This is a genomic window from Nocardia xishanensis NBRC 101358 (assembly GCF_001613365.1).
In the GTDB taxonomy this organism is placed as follows: domain Bacteria; phylum Actinomycetota; class Actinomycetes; order Mycobacteriales; family Mycobacteriaceae; genus Nocardia; species Nocardia xishanensis.
Map to the genome: position 1 here is coordinate 194,873 of NZ_BDCF01000012.1, position 22,971 is coordinate 217,843.

Genomic DNA, 22,971 nt, shown 5'->3' on the forward strand with positions numbered 1-22,971 from the left:
TGGGGGCCAGCGAATTACCAAGCGCCACAGGTGCGGCGGGCCTCAGGCAACCTCGTGCAGGGGACGAGACCGTAAAGGTCATGATCACCGTCAAGACCTACCCGAACCCGAGCGACACATACGGCGAGACCGTCTGCGTGGCGGGCGTCAGGCTCGATCGAAAGCGTCCCGAGTGGATCCGTCTCTACCCGGTGAAGTTCCGCAACGAGGACTTCGACAAACAGTTCAAAAAGTACGAGATCCTGCGCCTGAACGGCACATTCAGACAACCCAACGACAACCGCCCTGAGTCGTTCCGCCCGCGCCAGGACGAGCTGGAACACATAGAGCTGCTGGACACGAGCAGCAATTGGCAGCGGCGCAGGATGAACCTCGACGGTCTCATCGGCGCCGCTACCATGTGCGGGCTCCTCGCACAAAACCCTATCGGCGGCATGGGCACCCCGTCACCGTCGCTCGGACTCGTCAAACCGACCGACGTCGAGGTCAGCGTCGTCGCCGGAGAACCCTGGTCCGCAGCGGAGCGGGCGAAGATCGCGCTGGTTCGTGTGGAACGCCGGTGGATACAACACCGTCTGGCGTTCCAAATGTTGAACGTCTCGCCCCCCGTGTGCCTAGTCGGGGAGGCCGGCGGTGGCCGGATCGATCTCGACCCGCAGTCCGCGCCAGCTGGGGTGGCGGAGGGCTCCGGCGGATTCGCGGTATTCGACGGTTCCGACGAGTCGCGGCGACACCCAGTGCACCCCGGTGGCGCGTTCTGGCGGTGGGGATCGGTCGAAGGGTGGTTCGATGATCGCCAGTTCGGTCAGACGGCGACGCAGAGCCCGGCGGGCCGCCGCGCTGAAGCCGGTGCCGACATTCCCGACATAGACCAGCCGACCGGCCTGGTCGTAAGCGCCGAGGACTAGGGAGGCCAGCGCCCCGAACTCTCCGCCGCCGCTGGAAGCGACCCATCCAACGATGATCACTTCGGCACTTCGCCGCAGTGGCGTCTTCAGCCACAGCCGGGACCGGGTGCCAGGCCGATATACGGAGTCGAGGCGCTTGCTGACGATGCCTTCCAGTCCGTGGGTTGCCGCGGTGGCGAGTATGGTGTCGACCGGGATACCGGTCCATTCACTGCCCGACATTGGTGTCGGAACTCGCTGTGCGAGTGTAGATGACGTGGCGACATCCGGGATTGCTCGGGTAACACGGGCTTTGTGTTAATGCGTGATGTAGGGCATTCTGTCCCTTCCTCAGCGCATTGAAGGACCCCTACCTTGCCGCACTCGCTCCCTGCGACGGCGTCGACGCGCGGTAGGTACTCGTCGAACGGCTGGACCGCGTCGCCGCTTGCCGGATGCGCAATGGGACTCGGCGCATCAGCCGCGCGGACTCGGCCGATCAGCACCAGTGCACTAGAGGTTCGATCCTCGGGAGGAAGGAAACCGGCGTGCGAGGCTCAGCGCGGTGCGCAGTCCGCGCCGAGGGAATGCGCCGACACCGATCTCAGGGTGTGCGCCGAACTTGCGTTCGGAGGCGGTTTCTGGTGCGTCGTCGGAAGTCGCGGTCAGGAAGCTGTCCGGTAGGGCCAACTTGTGAATGGTGCGCAGGGTCAATAGGTACTGCCGGATCAGCGGTCCGGTGGTGTAGGGCAGGTCGTACTTGTCACACAACGCGCGTACGCGCCGGGCGATCTCGGCGTACCGGTTGCTGGGCAGGTCGGGAAACAGATGGTGTTCGATCTGATGGCACAGGTTTCCGCTCAGGAACGCCAGCACCGGCCCGGCCTGGAAATTCGCGGTCCCGAGCATCTGCCGCAGATACCACTCGGCCTTGGTCTCGTGCTGCACGGCGTCGGGGGTGAATTTCTCTGCGCCGTCAGGGAAATGACCGCAGAATATCACCACATACGCCCAGAGATTGCGCAGCGTATTGGCGGCGACATTCGCGGCGAGTGTGCGGCGCCAGTGCCGCCCGCTCAGCGCCGGAAAGAGCACATAGTCCTTGCCGATCTGCCGCGCGATCTTCCCGATCAGGGCTCTGGTCTGGGCGGTCTTCTCCGCCGGGGTGGCCGCGCGGTCGCGCTCGGAGTACAGATCGTGCAGAGCGATCCCCCACTCGAAAGTCACCGCCAGAAAGAGGTTCTGCACCGGCTGCAACAGCAACGACGGTCCCCACCGCTGGTCGCGGGTCATCCGCATCACGCCGAACCCGATGTCGTCGTCCATACCGAGAACATTGGTGTACACATGATGGCGATAGTTGTGCGAATAGCGCCACTGGAACGACAGACCCGCCATGTCCCATTCCCAAGTGCTGGAATGAATTTCCGGGTCGTTCATCCAATCCCATTGGCCGTGGCACACATTATGGCCGATTTCCATGTTCTCGATGCTCTTTGCCGCCGCCAGCGCCGTCGTCCCCAGCAACCAGCCGCGTTTCGTTCGGGTGCAGGCGATCACCAGCCGGGCCGTGACATCCAGTATTCGTTGGAACGCGATCGTCCGACGGATATACGCGGCATCCCGGGCGCCGCGCCGATCCAGGATGTCACGGCGAATCGCGTCGAGTTCCCGCCCCAATGCTTCGACATCCGTATCGCTCAAGTGTGCGTAGACGGCCACCTGCGTGATTGCCATTCGTTATGTCCTCGAATCTCCTGAGTGCTTGCCGCGGACACAAGTCCTACCCGCAGGCGGTCGAGACCGGGTCAGCGTTCGAAGGCTTGTCTCAGCTTGCGCCCGGCTCGTTCGATGGGGCCGCCGGGACGCCTGCCGCCGATATCCGTCCGGCGGCGGCTGTCTTCGTCGGGTCTGGCGAGCAGCGTCTGCAACCTCACCCATCCTGCCCGGGCCCGGCTCGCGATCTTGTGCTTGATCGTCATCGGAATGTTCCAATCTCCCGGTCGCGCAGTTCGGCCACGAACTCCTCGCATCTGCCTTGCCTACCAGCGGATGCGCGAACCGGTTGCATCTAGCTTAAAGGCTGCCTACACCGTCTGTCTACAGCGTAGACTTACAACGGTAACAACGACAGCGTCCGACCGAGAGGAGACGCTGATCCGATGAGCCGAATCAAGGCCGAACCGATCGTTTCCACAGGCGTCTCAGCAGATTACGCCGACCGCGACAACGCCACGAACAGCCCGCTGACCCGGTCTGCGATGCTGGTGGCCGCGCTCGAGATCATCGATCGCGAGAGTGTCGAGCACCTGTCGATGCGGCGCCTCGGCCAGGCGCTCGGCCGCGACCCGATGGTGCTGTACCGGCACGCGGCCAACAAGGCCGCACTCCTCGACGGTGTCGCCGAGATCGTGCTCGAACAGCTGACTGTCGAGCCCGCCGACCCCGACTGGCGCCGTCAACTGCGCATCATCGCCCGCAACTTCCGCCGGCTGGCCGTGGCCCACCCGAACGTGGTTCCCCTGTTGGTCACGCACGCGCTGTCCACTCCGCTCGGACTGCGGCCACTCGGCACCCTGCGGCCGCTGGAACGAACTCTGGAGCTGCTCGTCCGAGCCGACTTCAGCAGGACCGACGCCCTGCACATCTACCGCGCGCTGTTCGGATTCCTCTATGGCCACGTCCTCAACGAACTCCAGGAAATCGTCGAACGCCCTGAAGAGACCACCGACCTGCTGCGTCTGGGCCTGCACCGCCTACCGATCGGCGAATTTCCCTTGCTTCGCGGTCTCGCCTCGGATCTGGCCGCCTACGACGGCGCAGCCGAACTCGAACGCGGCCTGGACATCCTGATCACCGGTCTCACCGAGACCTTGAACCCGGCCGCGGCGCGGCCGAGATGGGAGCGTCGGACATGACGCTACAACTGAGCAAAATCGCCCCGAGCGGCAGATACCGTCCGTCCATCGACCGCGGTTCCAGTTCGACACAGCGGGCACCGTCGGGGTGTGGCGGCCGTACGGCAACGACCTCGTGGCCGAGCTGCCAGATCTGCTCGCGGTACTCGGGGGCCAGCTCGGCCCGATCCATCGAGTGATCTATCACCTCGACGAATGGACCAGGCAAACTCGCCAACGCTGGGCGACAGGTCCGGCTCGACGGCTACCAGCACAAGCCTGCGCACACCATCGATGTCCTCGGGGTCAGCGGCGGCAGGCACACCGTACGAGTCGAGCTTGCGTCCACCGATGATGCCGAAACGATTGCCGCACAGCAATGCTGGGATTCCGAAGGCGGTTCCCTCGAAGGCAGTTCCCTCGACGCAGGCTGAGCCACACGTCATCGCCCGGGACCCGGCAGCGTGGCGCTGAGACCGGTGAGCAGGATGTCCAGACCGCGTTCGAGTTCGGCCGCGCCGTCGTAGGCAGCCAAGACCGGTGCCAGTTCGCGCAACAACGGGAATTGCCCGATCGGCAGGCGGTGCAGCCCGAGCCGCAGCACATCGTCGGTCTCCTCGGGACGCTCCACGATCTCCTGCAACTCGTTCAGAACGTGCCCGTAGAGGAATCCGAACACCGCACGGTAGATATGCAGCGCGTCGGTACCGGAAAACCCGGCACGAGTGAGCAACTGGAGAATGTCTTCCAGGGGACGGACCACCGCATAGGGACGCAACCCCAATGGTGTGGCCAGCGGCCGGGTCACCAGCAGCGGCACCACCCGCGGATGGGCCAGAGCCAGCCGGCGGAAATCGCGGGCGACCGCCCGCAACTGCGCCGCCCAGTCCGGGTCCGCGGCATCCACCGCCAGCTGTGCGAACACGATCTCGGCCACACCATCGAGCACCGCCGCCTTGTTCGGCACATGCCGGTAGATCACCATCGGGTCCCGCCCCACCGCCTCGGCCAGCCGCCGCATCGACAACCCCTCGACCCCATCGCGATCGATGATCTCGAGCGCCGCGGCCAGCACAGCCGCCCTGGTGACCGGACCGCTGCCCCCGCCGGTTCTCGCGCGAACCGGCCGCCGGTTCGGAACTTCGGCCATCTCGGATGCCTCCATCGTCCTCGCAATCTCCGATGAGGTTACGAGTGTAGACCTACAACGTTGACACAACGAGGGAAACGGCGTGTACTGGACATACACGGCGACTATCCGGTCTGCACGTCGCCGATCCGGACCGAATCAGGTATTCGCTCACGCTCATGCTCGCGGGCACCAACGGCCACTTGATCCGCTGGCGACGCCACCCCCGGCCACCGCATGGTCATACGCGCGGCCCCGGCGACCACCCACGCCATGGCGCGACCATGCGCGAACAACGCCTCGAGAGGACTCGAAATGCGACTCCACAGAAACAACAGCACCACCATGGCGCACGAACAGATCCGCCCGCAGTACGCCCGCCATCGCGTTCCGCCCGACTACACACCCCGCTTGAGGTTGAAGCCGAAAGCCGAACGTGGCGGATACTTCGACGGCGCGTGGTGGCCGCGCTCCCGCGAACTCACCACCGAACTGCCAGATCTCCTCGCCGTCCTGACCGTCCGACTCGGCCCCATCTGGCGAGTCGTCTACGACCCCGCGTGCTGGTCGGACACGCCCCGGCAGACGACCGTCAACGGTCACACCGTCCGGCTCGATCCCTATCCCTTCGAACTGTGGAACACGATGTACATCTTCGGCCGCGACCGCGACCTGATCGTGCTCCGCGTAATTCCGTCGTCCACCGCCGACGACACCGCGCACAAGGCCCTGATGGCCGCCGTCACCCCCGCATCAGCAGCCCGCATATCCCGATGAGCAGAGGAACAGACATGCCCCGAATCGTGCGACAACGCCCGATCACCAACCACCACGACATGAGCCGGAATACCGGCCCGCCCGAACCCGACCGTCAACCCTTCCGTACACCGACCCGCACCCCACGTGTCCTGCTGCGTGAACCCGGCACCGGCTCCGAGCGCGTCGACGGCGCTTGGTGGCCTTGGACGAACAACCTCACCGCCGAACTGCACGACCTGATCAGCGCCCTCACCCCGCGCCTCGGCCCCACCGCTCGCGTCAGCTTCGACTGGAACACGGTCAGTCTCAGCCAACGCCGCATCGACAACCCGGACGGCGTCGAAGTACACGGACCCGATGCCGGTCAACCACCCGGCACCATGCACCTGCTCGGCACGAACGACGCCCAGCTGACTCTGCTCGTCATCCCCGCCGACACCCCACCGGATCAAGCAGACGACCAGATGCGGCGTGCGTCAGGGAAATCCTGAATCGGCGACTCCGGCCATGCGAGTTGCCGGGCGACCGGCTCCCGGATGGTGTGCGCCGCGCTTCCGGGCGGGCGTGCTGTCGGTGCGGCCGGGCTATTGGCAGCGATTCGGCGTGGTGCTGGTGGCGCGCCCGGTCACCGCTTCAAGAATCGGTTCCACTCCATTTGATTCCATTCGCAGTGAAAGGAAATGAAATGGAATGGATGCCGCTCGGTTATGAGGTGATTGTGCTGTTCAGGCGGCGAGAGCGAGCATGCAGGCACGTACGAGCAGCGCGCCGATCTCACCGAGCCGGGCCATCGAGACAAGGCCGAACTCCGCCTGCGCCCGCCAGCGTTCGGCCAGCAGTTGCTCGAACAATTCCCACTCGTCGTTGTCGAAGATGTCGATCTCGGATTGCGTGTGACGCGGCAGTCGGGTGCTCGCGCACGGGTTGAACGGCAGCAATGGCACCGGGACTTGCTGGGTGGCCGCCCGCAGTGCGCCGGAGGAAGCCGTGCTTGTTCTTGATCGTCTTGGGTTTGTTGCCCTTGTCCTGTTCGAGGTAGACGATCCAGGCGGCGTCGGTGTCCTGGGTGACAGCTTCCAGGGGCGCGCGTTCGCCGAAGAATGGGACGATGTCGTTGTCGATGTAGGCGTGGTATTTGCGGCGGCCGTCGTCCTGAACGCCGGTGAGCCGATCGACGTAGCGGCGCAGCCAGTCGATGAGCAACACGACTTCCGAGCCGGTATCGCGTTCGGTCCCGAGGACCTCGAGCGCCTCGTTGATACCGATCTTGTCGATGAGGTCGGCCCACCACTGAGCGTCGCTGTAGTCGTCGAAGGTTTCCGAAGACTGCCGACGTTGGCCGTCGGTGTCGTAGTAGTGGAACGGGACCTGCCAGCTGACCGCGCCGTCCTTGCGTGGACGTGGTGTGGGCATTGCGTAGCCTCCAGGGTCGTCGACGTGTCGACGTGTCGCCTGAGAAGCGCCAAGTGGTGACCGCGGTGGTGACGCGGACCTGCAACAAGACTAATGGCCTGGTCGTTGACCAGGCCATTTCTGAGTGGAGCTAAGGGGACTCGAACCCCTGACCCCCACACTGCCAGTGTGGTGCGCTACCAGCTGCGCCATAGCCCCTTGGTGGGTCGCGCTCGGTTTCCCTCGCGCCTGATGAAAGTTACACCACCGGCGTGTCCGCAGCCAAATCGCCTGGAAGAAGGGGTGGCGGGCGGGTTGACCAGACCCGTAGAATCGAACACATGTTCGAACAAAATCAGCTCTCTGCAATGGACTTCGGGGCCATGAGTGACGAAGGGTTGATCGACTCGCTCAGGGCGGCGCACGGGGCGGCGGCCGCGGCGCAGGCGGCGGAGGTGTTCGCGGTGCGCGAGCTGTATCGGAGACACCGGGCCGCGAGCGCCGAGCCTGGGCCGGGCGGGGTGCGGGCCGGGGAGTTCGCGGCGGCCGAGGCGGCGGTGGCACTGTATGTGGACGAGGGAACGGCGGGGGCGCTGATCGATATCGGGCTGGTTCTCGAGGAGGCACTGCCGCGGACCAGGGCGGCGTTCGCGGCAGGGCGGATCGACCTGGCCAAAGTGCGCGTGATCGTGGACAGCACGCGGGCGCTGACGAAGGAGGTCGTCGGCGCGCTGGAACCGCGGCTGCTCGAGGCGGCGGCGCGGACCAATCCCGCGCGTTTGCGGCAGGCGGCGCGGCGGTGGGCGCACCGGCTGGATCCCGCCGGTGCGCAGCGGCGGCGCGAACGGCGGCAGGACGACCGCGACGTGCGGATTCGCGCCGTGCAGGACAGCATGGCGGTGTTCGACGGGCTACTACCCGCCCCCGGGGCGCAGACGGTAGCGATGCGATTGCGGGAGATGAGCTTGCAGGTGTGCGCCGCGGATCCGAGGACGATGCCGCAGCGGCGGGCCGACGCGCTGGTGGCGCTCGCGGACGGGTCGGGGCGGCTGCGCTGTCACTGCGGCCGCGGCGAACGGTGCCCGAAAGCCGGTGCGCCCGCGCAGCCGCCGCGCGGCCCGCTGATCCAGATCGGGATCGCCGCGGAGTCGCTGTTGGATATGCGGGAAGCGCCCGCGTTCCTGGCCGGCTACGGGCCGATCGACGCGGCGCTGGCCCGGTTGCTCGCCGAGCACGCGCAATTCCAAGTGGTGCCCGAGCATTCGAACACCGACGCGGGCGTGACGGAGGAGGCGGCGCAGCGACGCGTGGGGCGCGAGATACGGGCGGTGGACGGGATGTGCCGGTTTCCCGGGTGCACGATCCCGGCCGCGGAAGCCGAACTGGCGCGCGGCGGCAGCGGGCTCGCGGTGCTCTGTTCGCGGCATCACCGACTGAAGTCGTTGGCGGACAAGAGGAAACAGCGATGGCGCGTGTGGCGCGCGGATCGCGATCGGATGCAATGGACCGCGCCGAACGGTGACGTGCACACGACGGGTCGGGAGGGCGCGCGATACCTCTTCCCGCACACCGATATCGCACTGCCCGCAGTAAGAACCGTTGGTGGACAAGCTTTTTCGAGTATTTCGGAACCGCCGCAGGTAGCTGCGTGCAGCGCCGAGCCGAGCCCGTTCACCGCAGACCGCCCGACCGGCGAGGACTTGCTCTACCCACTGGACGGCCACATACCGCTGCACCGGCAGCTCAGCCGCATCGCGCCGGAGGACGACATCCCGGACGACCTCCCGACGGACCTGGCCTGAGCCGCGCGCTGAACCGCCCGGCTCACCGGGGGAGCCGGGCGCTCACCGGGTCAGTTCGACGACCCACTCCTCGTTGTTCACGTCGATCTTGTTCTGTCCGTCGAACACCGACGGTGTCGCGGCGCGGCCGTCCAACCGGGCGTTCAGGTCGTCCATCGCCGCCTTCGCGTGCGCCTTGGCATCCGCAACCTTCACCCCGCTCGCCACGCACCGCACGACCGATTCGGGCGCTCCCGCGTCCCTCGCCAGGGCGGACAGCTGCTCGTTGCTCAGGTCGTCGCCGCCTTCCTCCGGCTGCTTCGACACGAACAGCAGCTCATGGAACTTCGAGTACACCGGGCCGCTGCCCGCCTCGGCGACGCATTCCGAGGCGGCGACCGCGCGCGTCGAGTAGTCCTTGCTGCTCGACTTCGGGTCGAGGAAGTTGACGTAGTGGTACCGCACCGCGAGCTTGCCCTCGTCCAGCTTCTGGGCCAATTCCTGTCCGTAGACGCGCTCCAGCGCGCCGCAGGCCGGGCACAGCGGATCCTCGTAGACGTCGATCATCTTGGGCACGTCCTGCTTGCCGAGGACGACGACGCCGTCGGGTTGCAACACCGCGTGTACACCGGCGTCGCGGACCGGCCCGTAGCCGTCGTTGCGCACGTCCGGTTCGTCCCGGCTCCAGCGAAACGCCAGGAACACGATCAACACGATCAGCGCGAGCGCGACGCCGCCGAGCGCGTAGCTGGTCGCGCTGGACATCGGGCGCGGGGTGTAGTTCGAACGCGATTGACTCACGTCAACACTCTGCCGCAATCCCCGCGGCCGATGTGCGCCGGGCGGCGCGAGTCGCGCACACCGGCGCCGCTCGCGACGCGGCTCAGAACAGCGACTGAGCGTCGGCGGCGATCACGAACCCGTGCCCGGCCGCGTCACAGCGGATGCCCGACGGCAACGAGGTGCACGCCGTCCCACGAACGATGATGGTGGCGCCGTACGGCAGGACCTTGCCGCCGCCCTTGCCGGAGCCGTCCAGCGGCGCGCCGACGAACACGCCTTGGTTGAGGCAGAGGAACTGGCCTCGGCCGCCGACCACCTGAGCCGCGACGGCGCGCTCCGGACGGGTGCCGCAATCGGACAGCTCGGATGGCACGACGGTCGAATTCGCTCGGCGCGTGAGACCGTTACGCACCGCGCGGACCGGGCGCCGGCCCGAATTCTGGTGTCTGGCGCGGAGATTCCGGCCCGGCTAGGAACGCGAGCCGGTGGGCGAGGCATGCCGTTCGTCGTGCGTCAGGTCGCGCGGCTCCTCGCACTCCTCGGCGACGCGATGGGCCAGTTGATACTCCGCGTCGTCGCACGGAACGGCGGTGACGGACTCGGCGGTGTGCCGTTGCAGCGGTTCGGGGACGACCGCCCATGCCACGGCCGCTACGGCCAGCAGCGCGCCGGTCACGGCGAGGGCCAGCCCGTAGGAGGTCTGCTGGGCGAGGGCGCCGACGGCGACCGGGCCGACTACCGTGCCGAGATCGGCGGCCATCTGGAAGCCCGCGAGCACCGGCCCGCCGCGCGCCTTGGGGCCGATGATGTCGGCGAGCGCGGCCTGCTGGGTCGGCGTCAGCATGCCAGAGCCGAGTCCGGCGACGACGGAGGTCGCCAGGAGCCAGCCGAGGTCGGGAGCGTAGCCGAGCCCGGCGGTGCCGAGCGCGCACACCAGCGAACCGGTGACGAGGAACGGCTTGCGCCCCCACCGGTCCGACAAACGGCCGGAGAGGAACAGCACCGCGACATTGCCCGCGGCGAACGCCGTGAGCGCGACGCCCGCCATGCCGGTCGGCTGCCGCAGCACCTCGACCACGAGCAGCGGCACGAGCGCCATGCGGACGCCGAATATCGCGGCGCCGTTGGCGAAGTTGGACCACAGCACCGCGCGGTAGGCGGGGCGGGCCAGCGCCTGGCGGAAGGTCATGACGCGCAATTCACCGGTGACCTCGGGTGCGGCCAGATGCGAACGGCGCAGACTGAGGTAGACCGCGGCGCTCACCGCGAGCAGCGCCGCGGCGTAGATGAGGAATGGGGCGCGCAGCCCGAGACCGGCCAGCGCGCCGCCGACCAGCGGACCGCTCACCGATCCGATCAGGAAGCTCGTCGACCACAGGCCCGACACCCGCCCGCGCTGCTCCGGCGGCGACAGGCGGATCACCAGCGCCAGCGACGACACGGTGAACATGGTCGAGCCGATGCCGCCGACCGAGCGCAAAGCCAGCAGCTGCCAATAACTCTGGGCCAGCGCGCTCGCTCCGGTGGACACCGCGACGATCAGCAGGCCGGACAGGTATACCCAACGCTCCCCCAGCCGCTGCACCAGCCGACCGCTGACCGGCGCGAACAGCAGCCGCATCAACGCGAACGCGCTCACGATCGCGGACGCGGCGGCCACCCCGACGCCGAAGCTGCGCGCGAACTGCGGCAGCACCGGCGCCACCAATCCGAATCCGATGGCGATGACGAACGCGGCTCCGACCAGCACCCAGATCTCGCTGGGCAGTCCTCCGGCTCTCGTGCTCGCCTGCGCCCTGGCTCTACAGCTCACCTGTCAGCGCCTTGCCCACCATCTCCTCCGCGGCCGCCTGCACCTGGGCCAGGTGCTCGCTGCCGTGGAACGACTCCGCGTAGATCTTGTACTTGTCCTCGGTGCCGGACGGACGCGCGGCGAACCAGGCGTTCTCCGTGGTGACTTTGAGTCCGCCCAACGGCGCGCCGTTGCCCCTCGCGCGGGTGAGCACGGCGGTGATCGGCTCGCCCGCGATCTCCTTGGTGGTGATCACGTCAGGAGTCAACCGCGTCAGCCGGGCTTTCTGTTCCGGGGTGGCCGTGGCGTCGATGCGGGCGTAGGCGGGGCTGCCGTAGCGGCGCTCCAGCTCGACGTAGCGCGCGGACGGCGTCTGTCCGGTGCACGCGGCGATCTCGGCGGCGAGCAGCGCGAGCAGGATGCCGTCCTTGTCGGTGGTCCACACCGTGCCGTCCATCCGCAGAAACGAGGCGCCCGCGCTCTCTTCCCCGCCGAAAGCGAGGCTACCGCTGAACAATCCGGGCACGAACCACTTGAAACCGACCGGCACCTCGTGCACGTCGCGGCCGAGCACACCGACCACCCGGTCGATCATGGACGAGGTGACCGCGGTCTTGCCGATCTTGGTGAGCGCGTCCCAGCCGATCCGGTTCGCCACCAGGTATTCGATAGCGACGGCGAGGAAGTGGTTGGGGTTCATCAGCCCGCCGTCGGGCGTGACGATGCCGTGGCGGTCGGCGTCGGCGTCGTTGCCGGTGGAGATGTCGTAGTCGTCCTTGATCGCCACCAGCGCCGCCATGGCGTAGCGCGAGGACGGGTCCATCCGGATCTTGCCGTCGCTGTCCAGCGTCATGAAGCGCCAGGTCGGGTCGACGAACGGGTTGACGACCTCGAGTTCGAGGTCGTAGCGCTGGCCGATCTCCTCCCAGTAGTCGACGCTGGCACCGCCCATCGGGTCAGCGCCGAGGCGGATGCCCGCGCCGCGAATCGCGTCCAGGTTCAACACGTTCGGCAGGTCGGCGATGTAGTTGTCGAGATAGTCGTAGCGCCGGACGCTGGTGGCCAGTGCGTGCTGCAACGTGGTGCGCTTGACCTCGGACAGCCCGGTGCGCAGCAGCTCGTTCGCCCGCGCGGCGATGGCGTCGGTGGCGACCGTGTCGGCCGGACCGCCGTGCGGCGGGTTGTATTTGAAGCCGCCGTCGCGCGGCGGATTGTGCGACGGCGTGACCACGATGCCGTCGGCCTGGTGCTTGGTGCCGTTGGTGTTGTGCCGCAACACCGCGTGGCTCAGCGCTGGAGTCGGGGTGTAGCGGTCGCGGGCGTCGATCACCGCGGTGACGTCGTTGGCGGCGAGCACCTCGAGCGCGGTCGTCCAGGCGGGCTCGGACAGCGCGTGGGTGTCCCTGGCCAGATACACCGGACCGGTGATGCCCCTGGTGGCGCGGTATTCGACGATCGCCTGGGTGATCGCGAGGATGTGCGCCTCGTTGAACGCGCAGTCCAGGCTGGACCCGCGATGTCCCGAGGTGCCGAACTCCACCTGCTGGGCCGGTATCGCCGGGTCGGGGATGTGGCTGTAGTAGGCGGTCACCAGGTGGGCGATGTCCTCCAGGTCGGTCGCCCGCGCGGGTCGCCCGGCTCGATCATGGGCCATGCTCGGGTCTCCCTTCCAGGTCGGCTGCGCCCGGCTCGTCATCAAGATCATGCCCACAACCACTGGGTCGCGGACGCGGCGGCGTACACCGCGGCCAGGCTGGCCGCCACGCTGATCACGACATTGCCCACCGCGTAGGTGTAGGCACCCTCCGCGACCAGCCGGATGGTCTCGTAACCAAATGTGCTGAAAGTCGTCAACGCGCCGCAGAAGCCGGTTCCCGCCAACGACAGGACCCAGCTGCCCGCGCTCGCGCCGTACAAACCGCCCAGCACCGCCGAACCGACAATGTTAACGGTCAAAGTGCCCAAAGGCAGCAGGGATTCGAAACGAGCGGCCATAGCGCGGTCGATCAGATAGCGCAGCGGCGCGCCGATCATGCCACCGAGCACGACGAGGACCGTGGTCATCGGGCCACCCCGAGTGCGGACTGCCAGGTCTCCACCGGCGACAGCGTGACGGTCACGCCGCCGAGCACCTCGGCGTTCAACTCGACGAACGACCGCAGCCGCTGCGGCTCGTCGACGATCATCACCTGCACCGGAAGATGTTCGGCCAAATCGAGGAGGCGGCTGGTGTGGATGCGCGAGGACGCGCCGTAGCCCTCGACGCCGCGCCACACGCTCGCGCCCGCAAGGCCCGCGTCGCGCGCGCGGCGCACGATCTCGTGGTACAGGGGGCCGTGCCGCCACTTGTCGTCCTCGTCGAGCAGCACCGTCAACCGCGCGGCCTGCCGCCACTGCCCCGCGTCCACGGGTGAACCACTCATCGCATGACCCCCTTCCGTAGTACGTCCCAGTCGTCCACCGCGTCGCCGTCGGGCGATGCGCCGTTCACCGTCGTGCACCGCGCTGTCGCGGTCCTGCCGTGCCCGCCGCGAGCCGCGCCACCCCCATGCCGATCCAAACCGCGACGAGCGTCGCTGCCAGCGTCCCCCCGAGATAGCCCAGCGCCTCGGTCGTGGCGCCTGATTCGAGCAGTCTACGAATCTCGAGGCTATAGGTCGAAAAGGTCGTGAAACCGCCCAGCAACCCGACACCGACGAAGGGGCGCAGCAGTCTGTGGGCTACCCAGACCTCGGTGATCAGAACCATGAGGGTTCCGATCGCGAAGCAACCGACGACATTCACGGTGAAGGTAGCCCACGGCACCTGTCCCGGCTGCGGCGGCCACCGGAGTCCGACCGCGTACCGCATCACGGCACCGAGGCCGCCGCCCAACGAGATCACCAGGAGCACCGCGGGCTCGACAGCCGGAACGCGGGCTTGCGAGCCCATCTGCTGACCTCCTGCCGCGCCGAACGTCATCGGCGTCATGCTAACGGTAGGACCACCCGGTCGGTTCGCCCAGGGGACACGTATGACGAACAGCTGCGTTCGTTGACATGGGTCACGCCGCGGACTACCAATGCCCCCAAGGTTTCGCGACGGTTCCACCCTCCCCTATCCCTTCGGCACTGGAGCGACGATGGCAGCACGACGGGCACTACCCGACGCGCGTCCGACGACGGCGGCGGGGCCACGTTTCGTGCCGCAGCAAACTTCGAGCGGAGGCGGGCGAACACGTCCGATGCGGCGGCTCGCCATGGCGGCGCTCGCTGCCGCGGCGACCTGCCTCGGGCATGCGGCGCCCGCGACGGCGCAGCCGATCTATCCGATCCCCGACGCGGACGGGTTCTACGCCGCGCCGTCCGATCTGGCCGCGTTCCAGCCCGGAGATGTGCTGCGCAGCAGGGTCGTTACCACCGCGAGCTTTCCCGGCTCGACGGTGTGGCAGCTGCTGTTCCGCACCACCGACTCCGCGAACCAACCGATCGCGGCGGTGACCACGGTGCTGGTGCCGCCGGGCGGCGGGCTCGGCCGTCCGTTGGTCTCGTATCAGCCGTTCGTCAATTCGCTCGGCATGCAGTGCGCGCCATCGCACAGCCTCTTCGACGGCGGCATGCGGGAGGCGTCCGCGTTGAACCTGCTGCTCGCCAGGGGGTGGGCCGTCGCGGTCCCCGACCACCTCGGCCCGACCAGCGCGTACGGCGCGGCCCAGCTCGGCGGCCGAATCACCTTGGACGGACTCCGCGCTGCCGAGCGTTTCGGCCCAGCGGGCCTCGCGGGCAGCCAGATCGGCCTGGCCGGCTATTCCGGCGGGGGCATGGCCACCGGATTCGCGGCCGCGCTCGCGCCGGAGTACGCACCGGAGCTGCCGCTCGTCGGCGTGGCCATGGGCGGGGTGCCGGTGAACCTCGGCACGCTCGCCCGCGATCTCGGCGCCAGCCCGAACCGGCTGTTCGGGCTCGGCTTCGCGGCCATGATGGGCCTGGAACGCGAATACCCCGGACAGATGGACCTGTCGGGCAGGCTCAATCCGGCCGGGCGGACGCTGCGCGATCAGATCGCCAACGCCTGCACCGACGAAATCATCAGCGCGGGCGAGAACCGCAGCTTCTCCGATGTGCTGGACGGACCGCTGGCGGACGACTCGTCCACCGTCCGTGTCCTGGACGAGAACAGCCTGGAGACCTTCCCCGGCATCCCGCGCGCTCCGGTGTACCAGTGGCACGGCGAGGCGGACGACGTCGATCCCGGCTCGGTCCGCGCGGTCACCGCGCGCTACTGCCGGGCGGGCACGCCGGTGCAGCTCGACATCGTTCCCGGCGCCGACCACGACGCGGCGAGCATCAAGGGCGCGCCGCGGGCGTTCGGTTATCTGTCCGACCGATTCGCGGGCATCCCCGCTCCGAGCAACTGCTGACGGTCGCCGCACGGCACAGCGCCCGCGTCCGGTCGAAACCGGAGCGGGCGCTGTGCTTTTCGAGTTACCTCGGGAGGGTTTCGAGTTGCCTTCCGGTCAGTGCGCGAGCACCGGCTCACCCTCCGCCGGCGCGGGCTGGGTGTTCGGCATCAGCACCGCGGAGAGCGCGGCGCCGAGGACGAAGATCGCGGTGGCCCACCAGAAGCTGGTGGTGTAGCTCTCGATCTGGGCCTGCGCGACGGCCAGCGGGCCGGGCCGCGCGGTGGACAGGTAGTCCGTCGCGGCCGAGGCGGCGATGGTGCTCAGCAGCGCGGTGCCGATGGAGCCGCCGACCTGCTGGCTGGTGTTGATCATGGCCGAGGCCACGCCCGCGTCCTCGTGGTGCACGCCCGAGGTCGCGCCCTGGAAGGAGGTCGCCATGGCGCCACCGAGGCCGAGACCCATCAGGATCAGGGCGGGCAGGATGTGCGTGCCGTAGCCGGTGTCCAGGCCGATCCTGGTCAGCCAGGCCATGCCGGCGGCGGCGATCAGGAAGCCGGCGGCCACCACGATCTTCGGACCGAACTTGGGCAGCAGCAGCGAAGGCGTGGTGGTCGAGGAGACGATCATCGCGGCCACCATCGGCAGGAACGCCACACCGGTCTTGATCGGGGAGTAGCCCAGGCTCAGCTGCATGTAGTAGGTCAGGAAGAGGAAGATCGCGAACATGCCGATGCCCATCACGAACACGGTCATGTAGGAGCCGGCGCGGGTGCGGTCGAGCAGGATTCGCAGCGGCAGCAGCGGGTGCGCGACCCGGGACTCCAGCCAGACGAACACCGCGAGCAGCGCGGCGCCGCCGAGGAGGAAGGCCAGGGTGACGCCGTTGGTCCAGCCGTCGGTCTCCGCGTGCGAGAAGCCGTAGACGATGCCGAACAGCGCGGCGGTCACCACGACGGTGCCTGGAATGTCGAGCTTGGGGCGCTCGGCGCTGACGTGCTTGGCGAGCAGCAGCACCGCGCCGACCAGCGCGGCGGCCGCGAAGGCCAGGTTGACGAACATCACCCAGCGCCAGTTGGCCCACTCGGTGAGCGCGCCGCCGAGCAGCAGGCCGATCGCGCCGCCGGTACCGGCGACCGCGCCGAAGATGCCGAAGGCCTTGGCCCGCTCGGCCGGTTCGGTGAAGGTGACGGTCAGCAGCGACAGCGCGGCGGGCGCGAGCAGCGCGCCGAACACGCCCTGGCCGACGCGAGCCGCGACGAGCACCTCGAAGTTTGGTGCGGCGCCACCGATGGCCGAGGCGGCTGCGAAGCCGACCAGGCCGACGATGAAGGTGTTGCGGCGGCCGAACAGGTCGCTCAGTCGTCCGCCGAGCAGCAGCAGGCTGCCGAATGCCAGCGCGTAGCCGGTGATCACCCACTGGCGATCGGCGTCGCTGAAGCCGAGGTCCTGCTGGGCGGCCGGAAGTGCGATGTTCACCACGGTGGCGTCGAGCACCACCATCAGCTGTGCCACGCCGAGCACGGCGAGCACCCACCAGCGCAGCGCGTGTGAGCCGCGGCGCTCGGCTTTCTCGGGGGCTGGCGCCCCACGATCGATCGCGGTAGTCATAGGTCCCCTCGAAGTCCGAAGTATCGATGCGGAGATATGACCTCCGCTTACCGGTAGAAGCTACCACGTTAACGGAGGGAATGCCTCCGCTTAATCCCGGTCGTTGCTAACATGGGGGTGTGAATCACGCCACGGCCCCCGCTCCACCTCGGCGCCTGCGCGCCGACGCCGCGCGCAATCAGCAGCGCATCGTCGCCGCGGCGCGCGAGTTGTTCGCCGAGCACGGACTCGAGATCACCCTCGACGACGTCGCGGAGAAGGCGGGCGTCGGCGTAGGGACCGTGTACCGGCGGTTCGCCAACAAGAGGGAGCTGATCGCCGAGGTCTTCGAGCAGCATATCGGCGAGTTCGCCGTCGCGGCCGAGGAGGCGGCGCAGCACCCCGATCCCTGGCTCGGGCTGGTCCAGTTCTTCGAGTACGCCTGCAGGCATCTGGCGAACAACCGCGGCTTCAGCGAGGTCATGCTCGAGCTCGAGGAGGACCCGGGGCGGTTCGCCGCGCTACGCGATCGCATCAGGCCGACCGTCGCGGCCGTGATCGACCGCGCCCGCGACGCGGGGACGCTACAGCCCGATATCGAGGCGAGTGACTTCTTCGCGCTGATCCACATGGTCGACGCACTGGCCGAGTTCGCCAAGCCCGTCAATCCCGATGTGTGGCAACGGTATGCGGCCATCATGCTGAACGGGGTGCGCGCCGATTCCATCCCGCGCATGCCACTGCTGGTCGCGCCACTGAACGACGAAGAAGTCGAAACGGCCAAGGCGCACGTCTGCGTGGGGCGCCGCCGGTAATCGAAAAACCGAGCGCGGGTAGCGCGCGTCACAGTGGATACCCTAAAGTTGGACACATGACCAATTCGTGGGTGAACTGGGCCGGAGATCAACACTGCACGCCGGCGACGGTCGCGTCCCCGCGCAACCACGAGGAACTCGCCGAGCTGCTCGCGGCCGCGGCGGACCGCGGGCAGACCGTACGGGTCGCGGGCGCCGGGCACTCCTTCACCGACACCGTGCTCACCGACGGCACGCTGCTCGACCTCTCGCGGATGAACCGCGTCCTCGAACTCGACGCCGCGACCGGCCGGGCACGGGTCGAGGCGGGCATCACCCTCAACGCGGCCAGCGCGGCGCTGCACGCCGCGGGACTGGCCTTCCCCAACCTCGGCGACATCGACGTGCAGACCATCGCGGGCGCCACCGCCACCGGCACGCACGGCACGGGCGCGACGCTGCAGAACATCTCCGCCGCACTGCATTCGGTCGAGCTGATGCTCGCCGACGGCAGCCGGGTCGAGCTCGACGCCGAGAGCGATCCCGACGGCTGGCGGGCGGCGCGGGTCAGCGTGGGCGCGCTCGGCGTGGTCACGGCGGTCACTCTGCAACTGGTGCCCTCGTTCGTGCTCGAAGGAGTCGAACGGCCGGTCCCGGTGGAGGAGGTGCTCGCCGACCTGGATGCCTACGTCGACGGCAACGAGCACTTCGAGTTCTACATGTTCGCGCACAGCCCGCTGGCGATGACCAAGCGCAACAACCGCGTCGACCTGGCGGAACAGCCGCGCGGCAAGGTGCTGGACTGGTTCGCCGACATTCTCATGTCCAACCACGCCTTCGACGCGCTGTGCCGCCTCGCCAAGCGGCAGCCCGCGGTCATCCCGTGGATTCACCGCGGCGCCGCCTACGCGGGCAGCTACCGCCGCCAAGTCGACCGGTCCTATCGGGTCTTCGCCTCTCCCAGGCTGTTTCGCTTCACGGAGATGGAATACGCCATCCCGCGCGAACATTCGGCCGCGGCCATCAGGGAGATCAAAGAGGTGTCGGCGCGCTTCCAGACGCCCATGCCGATCGAGGTGCGCTGGGTCGCGCCCGACGACGCCTTCCTCTCCCCCGCGGGCGGCCGCGACACCTGCTACATCGCCGTGCACCAGTACCGCGGCATGGAGTGGGAGCCGTATTTCCGCGCCTGCGAAGAGGTCTTCGACCGCTACCAGGGCCGCCCACACTGGGGCAAGCGCCACTTCCAGACCGCCGACACCCTGCGCGAGCGTTACCCGGACTGGGACCGCTTCACCGAGGTCCGCCGCCGCTTCGACCCCAAGGGCCGCTTCGCCAACCCTTACCTGGATCGCATCCTCGGGTCGATCGGCTGATCCCAGCGTCCGCGCCGAAGGCGTTCAGGCGCCGATGATTTCGGAGACGAGGCGGGGGACGGCGGTGCCGATCGGTTCCCGGATCACTTCGGTGGCGATGTCGTCGTAGGGGGTCGGTTCGGCGTTGACGATGATCAGGTCGGCGCCGGCGCGGACGGCGACGGCGCACATCGACGCGGCCGGTTCGACCTGTAGCGAGGTGCCGATGGCCAGGAAGATGTCGCTGGTCTCGGCGGTGATCGCGGCCTTGACCAGGGTGCGCTGATCCATCTGCTGGCCGAACATGATCGTCGCGGCCTTGAGGACGCCGCCGCACTCGGGGCAAGGCGGATCGGGTTCGCCCGCCGCGACTCGCTCGAGGGTGGCGGCCATGCTCGTCTCGAAAGCGCATTCCACGCAGACGACCTCGAACATGTTGCCGTGAATCTCGACGACGCGCTCCGGCGGCGTGCCCGCGCGCTGGTGCAACCGGTCGATGTTCTGGGTGATGATCGTGACCGCGCGGCCCGCCCGCGCGAGCTCGACGAGCGCCTCGTGCGCGGCGTTCGGCGTCGCCTGCCACGCGGGGTTGTCGCGCCGTGCCAGCCATGCGCGCTCCCGCAGATCCGGGTCGGCCAGATAGTTGTCGTAGGTCGAGAGCAGTTCGGCGATCGGGTCTTTCGTCCAGACTCCGCGCGGCCCGCGGAAATCCGGGATACCCGAGTCGGTGGAGATCCCCGCACCCGTGAGCACGCCTATCCGGCCGGTGCGCTCGCGCCACTGCCCCGTCATGCCCGCTCCGCCCGCTCCGTCGTCATGGCAGCCAGCGTAGGTCGCGCGACACGGGACGGGCCACCGGCCGATCTTTCCGCACGACAAGAGAATGAGAGATTGGTATGCTAATCATCTCATCGTTCTGAAAAGGTCGATCAAAGGAGATCGCACAATGACCGCGTCCGCCGCACTCGAGAACACCGCGCGGGAACTGCCACCGCGCCGTCCCTTCGCGCCGGGCACCCGGATGTGGGACGAGACCGGCCTCATCACGTTCTCGCTGACCGCGGGTTCCGCCTTCCTCCTGCAGACCATGGAGCCCACCATCTCCGCCGTCGTCGACGAGCACTCCAGCTTCCGCACCGACCCCATGGGCCGTGCCGTGCGCAGCCTCTCCTCGGTGATGATGTGGGTCTACGGCGGCGAGGAGGCGCTCGCCGAGGCCGACCGGCTTCGCTCCATGCACGCCTCGCTGAACACCACCGACGCCGCGGGCGTGCGGCACAAGGCGCTCGCGTCAGGGCCGTGGGCCTGGGTGCTGCACACCGGAACCTTCGCCTTCACCGAGAGCGCCGAGTACTTCGGCCGCAGCCCGCTCACCTACGCCGAGAAGGAGGCGTACTACCAGGAGACGTTGCAGCTGATGCGCAACTTCTCGGTGGCGCCCAAGGAGATTCCGGAGAACTACGCCGCCTTCGAGAAGTTCTTCGCCGACATGGTCGAGAACCACCTGTGCGAGACGCGCACCGCCCACGACTACCTGCGCGTCATCCGCTCGGTCGCGCCGCCGAAGCAGCTGCCGCGGTTCCTCACGCCGCTGTGGCGCGCCGCGGTCGCGCCGATCGGACGGATGCAGTACTTCGTCACCGTCGGCACCACACCGGAAGCCGCCCGGCGCAAGCTCGGCCTCACCTGGACCGCCGCGGACGAGCGCAAGCTGCGAGCGCTGGGCTGGTTGATCGCGCGGATCGTTCCCCTCCTTCCCGAACGGGTGCGCTACTTCCCCATCGCCTACGAGGCGCGGCGACTCGAACGCGACCGGGCGCGGCTGCGCAAGGTGATCGACCTGCGTCCGATCTGACTCCGCACCACGACCTGCCGCCGCGACATCCTCGGGTGTCGCGGCGGTCCCGCGTTCGGCGCCGAAAGCGCAACGGAGTCGACAAGCGCGGCAAGCGTTCTCGTCGGACATGCGCCGCCGCGTACCACTTTCGCGAGCGACGGGTCCGTTCTGTCCGGATGTAGACCTTCGTCACAACGACGACTTTTCCGTCTCGATGCCTCTAGCAGCACGAACACCTCGGCACCGTGCGACGATGGGTCGGATACGGCCGCGAGAGGTCCACCATCCTCGCCGACCGATCGTCCGTATCCCTTACGCTACGACAGCGTTTCGGCCCAAACCTTCCGGACGGCACGCACCGGGACCACACCGCACCGCCGGACCGGTCCGGCCACCACCCAGCATCGCACCACCCGAAAGGCTGCCCGATGGCCCACAAACCCAGTGTGCTGTTCGTCTGCGTGCACAACGCAGGCAGATCCCAGATGGCCGCCGGGTTTCTCACCGCCCTCGCCGACGACCGCATCGAGGCACGGTCCGCGGGCAGCGCACCCGCGGCGACCCTGAATCCGGTCGCCGTCGCGGCCATGGCCGAGGTCGGCATCGATATCTCCGGCAAGACGCCGCGCAAGCTGACCGACGAGGCCGTCGGCGTCTCCGACGTGGTGATCACCATGGGCTGCGGCGACGCCTGCCCGTTCTTCCCCGGCATCAGCTACCGCGACTGGGTGCTGCCAGACCCGACCGATCAGACCATCGAGGTGGTCCGAACCATCCGCGATCGGATCCGCATCCTGGTCGAGAACCTCATCGCCGAACTGGTGCCCGCGCGAACCCACTGACCGCGTCCGATTCGTTCAAGACCGCACCGGCGCACCGCCCTTACGCTGCCGATATGACTCCGCAACTCGACTTCGTCGGCATCGTCACCTCGAACATGGCCGCCTCGCTGGACTTCTATCGCCGCCTCGGCCTGGAGTTCCCGGCCGACGCGGAGACCGAGCCACACGTGGAAGCCCAGCTCGCGGGCGGCATGCGGCTCGCACTCGACACCGAGGATGTCGTGCGCTCCTTCCACCCCGAATGGCAGCCGCCGAGCGGCGCCGGCCGCATCGGTCTCGCCTTCCGCTGCGCCGACGCGGCCGAGGTCGATTCGGTCTACGCCGATCTCACCTCGGCGGGCTACAAGGGGGAGCTGAAGCCGTGGGACGCGCCGTGGGGCCAGCGCTACGCCGTGATCAACGATCCCGACGGCAACGGCGTCGACCTGTACGCGCCGCTGAACTGAGATTCCTCCCTACGCGCCGCTCGGCCGGTCTCGTCCGCGGCGGGCCAGCCATTCCCCGAGCGGCATTCCGGCCAGCTCTCGCATATCGCGCGCGAGGTGGGCCTGATCCGCGTAACCTGCGGCGATCGCGGTGTCGGCGGGCGGCGTGCCCGCAGAGGCGACAGCCAACGCCCGCTGTAGACGCAGGATGCGGGCCAGCATCTTGGGTCCGTAACCGAAGGCGGCCAGCGACCGGCGGTGCAGCAGCCTGGCGCCGAGCCCCGCGGCGTCGGCGGTCGCCGCCACCGACCGGCCCGCGTGCAGCGCCGC

27 protein-coding genes, 1 tRNA gene and 1 pseudogene are annotated in these 22,971 nt (G+C 68.3%); 13 read left to right on the forward strand and 16 right to left on the reverse strand.

Going from position 1 to position 22,971, the window contains the following annotated elements; all coding sequences use genetic code 11:
• Window positions 1–80 precede the first annotated feature (80 nt).
• Window positions 81–359: pseudogene (locus tag NX1_RS38860) on the forward strand (DUF8758 domain-containing protein); the annotation flags it as partial.
• Between the two features lie 255 nt (window positions 360–614).
• Here NX1_RS38860 and NX1_RS35305 read toward each other — a convergent pair.
• The 3 genes from NX1_RS35305 to NX1_RS36170 all read right to left on the reverse strand — a co-directional run bounded on the left by NX1_RS35305 (window position 615) and on the right by NX1_RS36170 (window position 2,869).
• Complete coding sequence (locus NX1_RS35305) at window positions 615–1,130, reverse strand: ATP dependent DNA ligase (RefSeq protein ID WP_084501357.1); 516 nt, start codon at window positions 1,128–1,130, stop codon at window positions 615–617.
• A gap of 270 nt (window positions 1,131–1,400) precedes the next feature.
• Window positions 1,401–2,624 carry a fatty acid desaturase family protein gene (locus NX1_RS12305; RefSeq protein ID WP_068057772.1) on the reverse strand — a complete coding sequence of 408 codons (1,224 nt, stop codon included), beginning with the start codon at window positions 2,622–2,624 and terminating at the stop codon, window positions 1,401–1,403.
• Between the two features lie 71 nt (window positions 2,625–2,695).
• A complete protein-coding gene (locus NX1_RS36170) occupies window positions 2,696–2,869 on the reverse strand; it encodes a hypothetical protein (protein WP_157119692.1) in 174 nt (57 codons plus the stop codon).
• A gap of 279 nt (window positions 2,870–3,148) precedes the next feature.
• Between NX1_RS36170 and NX1_RS12310 the strand changes: the two genes are divergently transcribed.
• Together NX1_RS12310 and NX1_RS37915 are read left to right on the forward strand one after the other, a co-directional pair.
• Entirely contained in the window at window positions 3,149–3,805 is a 657-nt protein-coding gene (locus NX1_RS12310; RefSeq protein ID WP_245668465.1) for a TetR/AcrR family transcriptional regulator C-terminal domain-containing protein, read from the forward strand.
• A 115-nt stretch (window positions 3,806–3,920) separates the two neighbouring features.
• Window positions 3,921–4,139, forward strand: coding sequence for a DUF5994 family protein (locus tag NX1_RS37915; RefSeq protein WP_245668466.1), 219 nt, complete (start codon window positions 3,921–3,923; stop codon window positions 4,137–4,139).
• Window positions 4,140–4,226: 87 nt separating this feature from the next.
• On the opposite strand, the gene NX1_RS12315 is transcribed toward NX1_RS37915, so the two are convergent.
• Window positions 4,227–4,934, reverse strand: a complete 708-nt coding sequence (locus tag NX1_RS12315; RefSeq protein WP_068057876.1) for a TetR/AcrR family transcriptional regulator C-terminal domain-containing protein — start codon at window positions 4,932–4,934, stop codon at window positions 4,227–4,229.
• Between the two features lie 294 nt (window positions 4,935–5,228).
• On the opposite strand from NX1_RS12315, the gene NX1_RS12325 reads away from it, so the two are divergent.
• Window positions 5,229–5,690, forward strand: a complete 462-nt coding sequence (locus NX1_RS12325; RefSeq protein WP_245668454.1) for a DUF5994 family protein — start codon at window positions 5,229–5,231, stop codon at window positions 5,688–5,690.
• A 59-nt stretch (window positions 5,691–5,749) separates the two neighbouring features.
• Window positions 5,750–6,163, forward strand: coding sequence for a DUF5994 family protein (locus tag NX1_RS12330; RefSeq protein WP_068057878.1), 414 nt, complete (start codon window positions 5,750–5,752; stop codon window positions 6,161–6,163).
• Window positions 6,164–6,397: 234 nt separating this feature from the next.
• Here NX1_RS12330 and NX1_RS36175 read toward each other — a convergent pair whose 3' ends face one another.
• Window positions 6,398–6,616 carry a hypothetical protein gene (locus tag NX1_RS36175; protein ID WP_157119693.1) on the reverse strand — a complete coding sequence of 73 codons (219 nt, stop codon included), beginning with the start codon at window positions 6,614–6,616 and terminating at the stop codon, window positions 6,398–6,400.
• A 13-nt stretch (window positions 6,617–6,629) separates the two neighbouring features.
• Between NX1_RS36175 and NX1_RS36180 the strand changes: the two genes are divergently transcribed.
• Window positions 6,630–7,145 carry a hypothetical protein gene (locus NX1_RS36180; protein ID WP_157119694.1) on the forward strand — a complete coding sequence of 172 codons (516 nt, stop codon included), beginning with the start codon at window positions 6,630–6,632 and terminating at the stop codon, window positions 7,143–7,145.
• Between the two features lie 65 nt (window positions 7,146–7,210).
• On the opposite strand, the gene NX1_RS12340 is transcribed toward NX1_RS36180, so the two are convergent.
• Window positions 7,211–7,283 (reverse strand) — tRNA-Ala (locus NX1_RS12340).
• Between the two features lie 53 nt (window positions 7,284–7,336).
• On the opposite strand from NX1_RS12340, the gene NX1_RS12345 reads away from it, so the two are divergent.
• Window positions 7,337–8,866: a DUF222 domain-containing protein gene (locus tag NX1_RS12345; RefSeq protein ID WP_157119695.1), complete on the forward strand. Its 1,530-nt coding sequence runs from the start codon at window positions 7,337–7,339 to the stop codon at window positions 8,864–8,866.
• Between the two features lie 42 nt (window positions 8,867–8,908).
• Here NX1_RS12345 and NX1_RS12350 read toward each other — a convergent pair whose 3' ends face one another.
• From NX1_RS12350 to crcB (NX1_RS12380), 7 genes are all read right to left on the reverse strand, one after another.
• Window positions 8,909–9,646, reverse strand: coding sequence for a DsbA family protein (locus tag NX1_RS12350; RefSeq protein WP_084501360.1), 738 nt, complete (start codon window positions 9,644–9,646; stop codon window positions 8,909–8,911).
• An 82-nt stretch (window positions 9,647–9,728) separates the two neighbouring features.
• Window positions 9,729–10,001: a hypothetical protein gene (locus NX1_RS12355; RefSeq protein WP_068057784.1), complete on the reverse strand. Its 273-nt coding sequence runs from the start codon at window positions 9,999–10,001 to the stop codon at window positions 9,729–9,731.
• 96 nt (window positions 10,002–10,097) lie between these two features.
• On the reverse strand, window positions 10,098–11,441 hold the full coding sequence (locus tag NX1_RS12360; RefSeq protein WP_068057786.1) for an MFS transporter: 1,344 nt from the start codon (window positions 11,439–11,441) through the stop codon (window positions 10,098–10,100).
• Complete coding sequence (pgm, locus tag NX1_RS12365) at window positions 11,431–13,074, reverse strand: phosphoglucomutase (alpha-D-glucose-1,6-bisphosphate-dependent) (protein WP_068057788.1); 1,644 nt, start codon at window positions 13,072–13,074, stop codon at window positions 11,431–11,433. The genes NX1_RS12360 and pgm overlap by 11 nt, the downstream gene beginning before the upstream one ends.
• A 47-nt stretch (window positions 13,075–13,121) precedes the next feature.
• Window positions 13,122–13,484, reverse strand: coding sequence for a fluoride efflux transporter CrcB (crcB, locus tag NX1_RS12370; RefSeq protein WP_068057790.1), 363 nt, complete (start codon window positions 13,482–13,484; stop codon window positions 13,122–13,124).
• Complete coding sequence (locus NX1_RS12375) at window positions 13,481–13,843, reverse strand: DUF190 domain-containing protein (RefSeq protein WP_068057793.1); 363 nt, start codon at window positions 13,841–13,843, stop codon at window positions 13,481–13,483. The genes crcB (NX1_RS12370) and NX1_RS12375 overlap by 4 nt, the downstream gene beginning before the upstream one ends.
• A gap of 64 nt (window positions 13,844–13,907) precedes the next feature.
• Window positions 13,908–14,381, reverse strand: coding sequence for a fluoride efflux transporter CrcB (gene crcB / locus NX1_RS12380; RefSeq protein WP_245668456.1), 474 nt, complete (start codon window positions 14,379–14,381; stop codon window positions 13,908–13,910).
• 262 nt (window positions 14,382–14,643) lie between these two features.
• Here crcB (NX1_RS12380) and NX1_RS12385 point away from each other — a divergent pair, with 262 nt between their 5' ends.
• On the forward strand, window positions 14,644–15,819 hold the full coding sequence (locus NX1_RS12385) for a lipase family protein (protein ID WP_068057795.1): 1,176 nt from the start codon (window positions 14,644–14,646) through the stop codon (window positions 15,817–15,819).
• Window positions 15,820–15,915: 96 nt separating this feature from the next.
• Here NX1_RS12385 and NX1_RS12390 read toward each other — a convergent pair whose 3' ends face one another.
• The gene (locus tag NX1_RS12390) at window positions 15,916–17,409 is read right to left on the reverse strand and encodes an MFS transporter (RefSeq protein WP_068057796.1); all 1,494 of its coding nucleotides are present in this window, start codon (window positions 17,407–17,409) and stop codon (window positions 15,916–15,918) included.
• Between the two features lie 119 nt (window positions 17,410–17,528).
• On the opposite strand from NX1_RS12390, the gene NX1_RS12395 reads away from it, so the two are divergent.
• Both NX1_RS12395 and NX1_RS12400 read left to right on the forward strand, forming a co-directional pair.
• Window positions 17,529–18,203, forward strand: coding sequence for a TetR/AcrR family transcriptional regulator (locus NX1_RS12395; protein WP_068057798.1), 675 nt, complete (start codon window positions 17,529–17,531; stop codon window positions 18,201–18,203).
• 56 nt (window positions 18,204–18,259) lie between these two features.
• Window positions 18,260–19,558, forward strand: a complete 1,299-nt coding sequence (locus tag NX1_RS12400) for a D-arabinono-1,4-lactone oxidase (RefSeq protein WP_068057801.1) — start codon at window positions 18,260–18,262, stop codon at window positions 19,556–19,558.
• A 24-nt stretch (window positions 19,559–19,582) separates the two neighbouring features.
• Here the strand turns inward: NX1_RS12400 and NX1_RS12405 are convergent, their stop codons facing one another.
• On the reverse strand, window positions 19,583–20,329 hold the full coding sequence (locus tag NX1_RS12405; protein WP_068057803.1) for an SIR2 family NAD-dependent protein deacylase: 747 nt from the start codon (window positions 20,327–20,329) through the stop codon (window positions 19,583–19,585).
• A gap of 154 nt (window positions 20,330–20,483) precedes the next feature.
• On the opposite strand from NX1_RS12405, the gene NX1_RS12410 reads away from it, so the two are divergent.
• The 3 genes from NX1_RS12410 to NX1_RS12420 all read left to right on the forward strand — a co-directional run bounded on the left by NX1_RS12410 (window position 20,484) and on the right by NX1_RS12420 (window position 22,662).
• The gene (locus NX1_RS12410; protein ID WP_068057805.1) at window positions 20,484–21,392 is read left to right on the forward strand and encodes an oxygenase MpaB family protein; all 909 of its coding nucleotides are present in this window, start codon (window positions 20,484–20,486) and stop codon (window positions 21,390–21,392) included.
• 410 nt (window positions 21,393–21,802) lie between these two features.
• A complete protein-coding gene (locus NX1_RS12415) occupies window positions 21,803–22,216 on the forward strand; it encodes an arsenate reductase ArsC (RefSeq protein WP_068057807.1) in 414 nt (137 codons plus the stop codon).
• A gap of 53 nt (window positions 22,217–22,269) precedes the next feature.
• Complete coding sequence (locus NX1_RS12420; RefSeq protein ID WP_068057808.1) at window positions 22,270–22,662, forward strand: VOC family protein; 393 nt, start codon at window positions 22,270–22,272, stop codon at window positions 22,660–22,662.
• Between the two features lie 9 nt (window positions 22,663–22,671).
• Here the strand turns inward: NX1_RS12420 and NX1_RS12425 are convergent.
• Window positions 22,672–22,971 (reverse strand): helix-turn-helix domain-containing protein (locus tag NX1_RS12425; protein ID WP_157119696.1); only part of this gene is annotated, 300 nt, incomplete at its 5' end.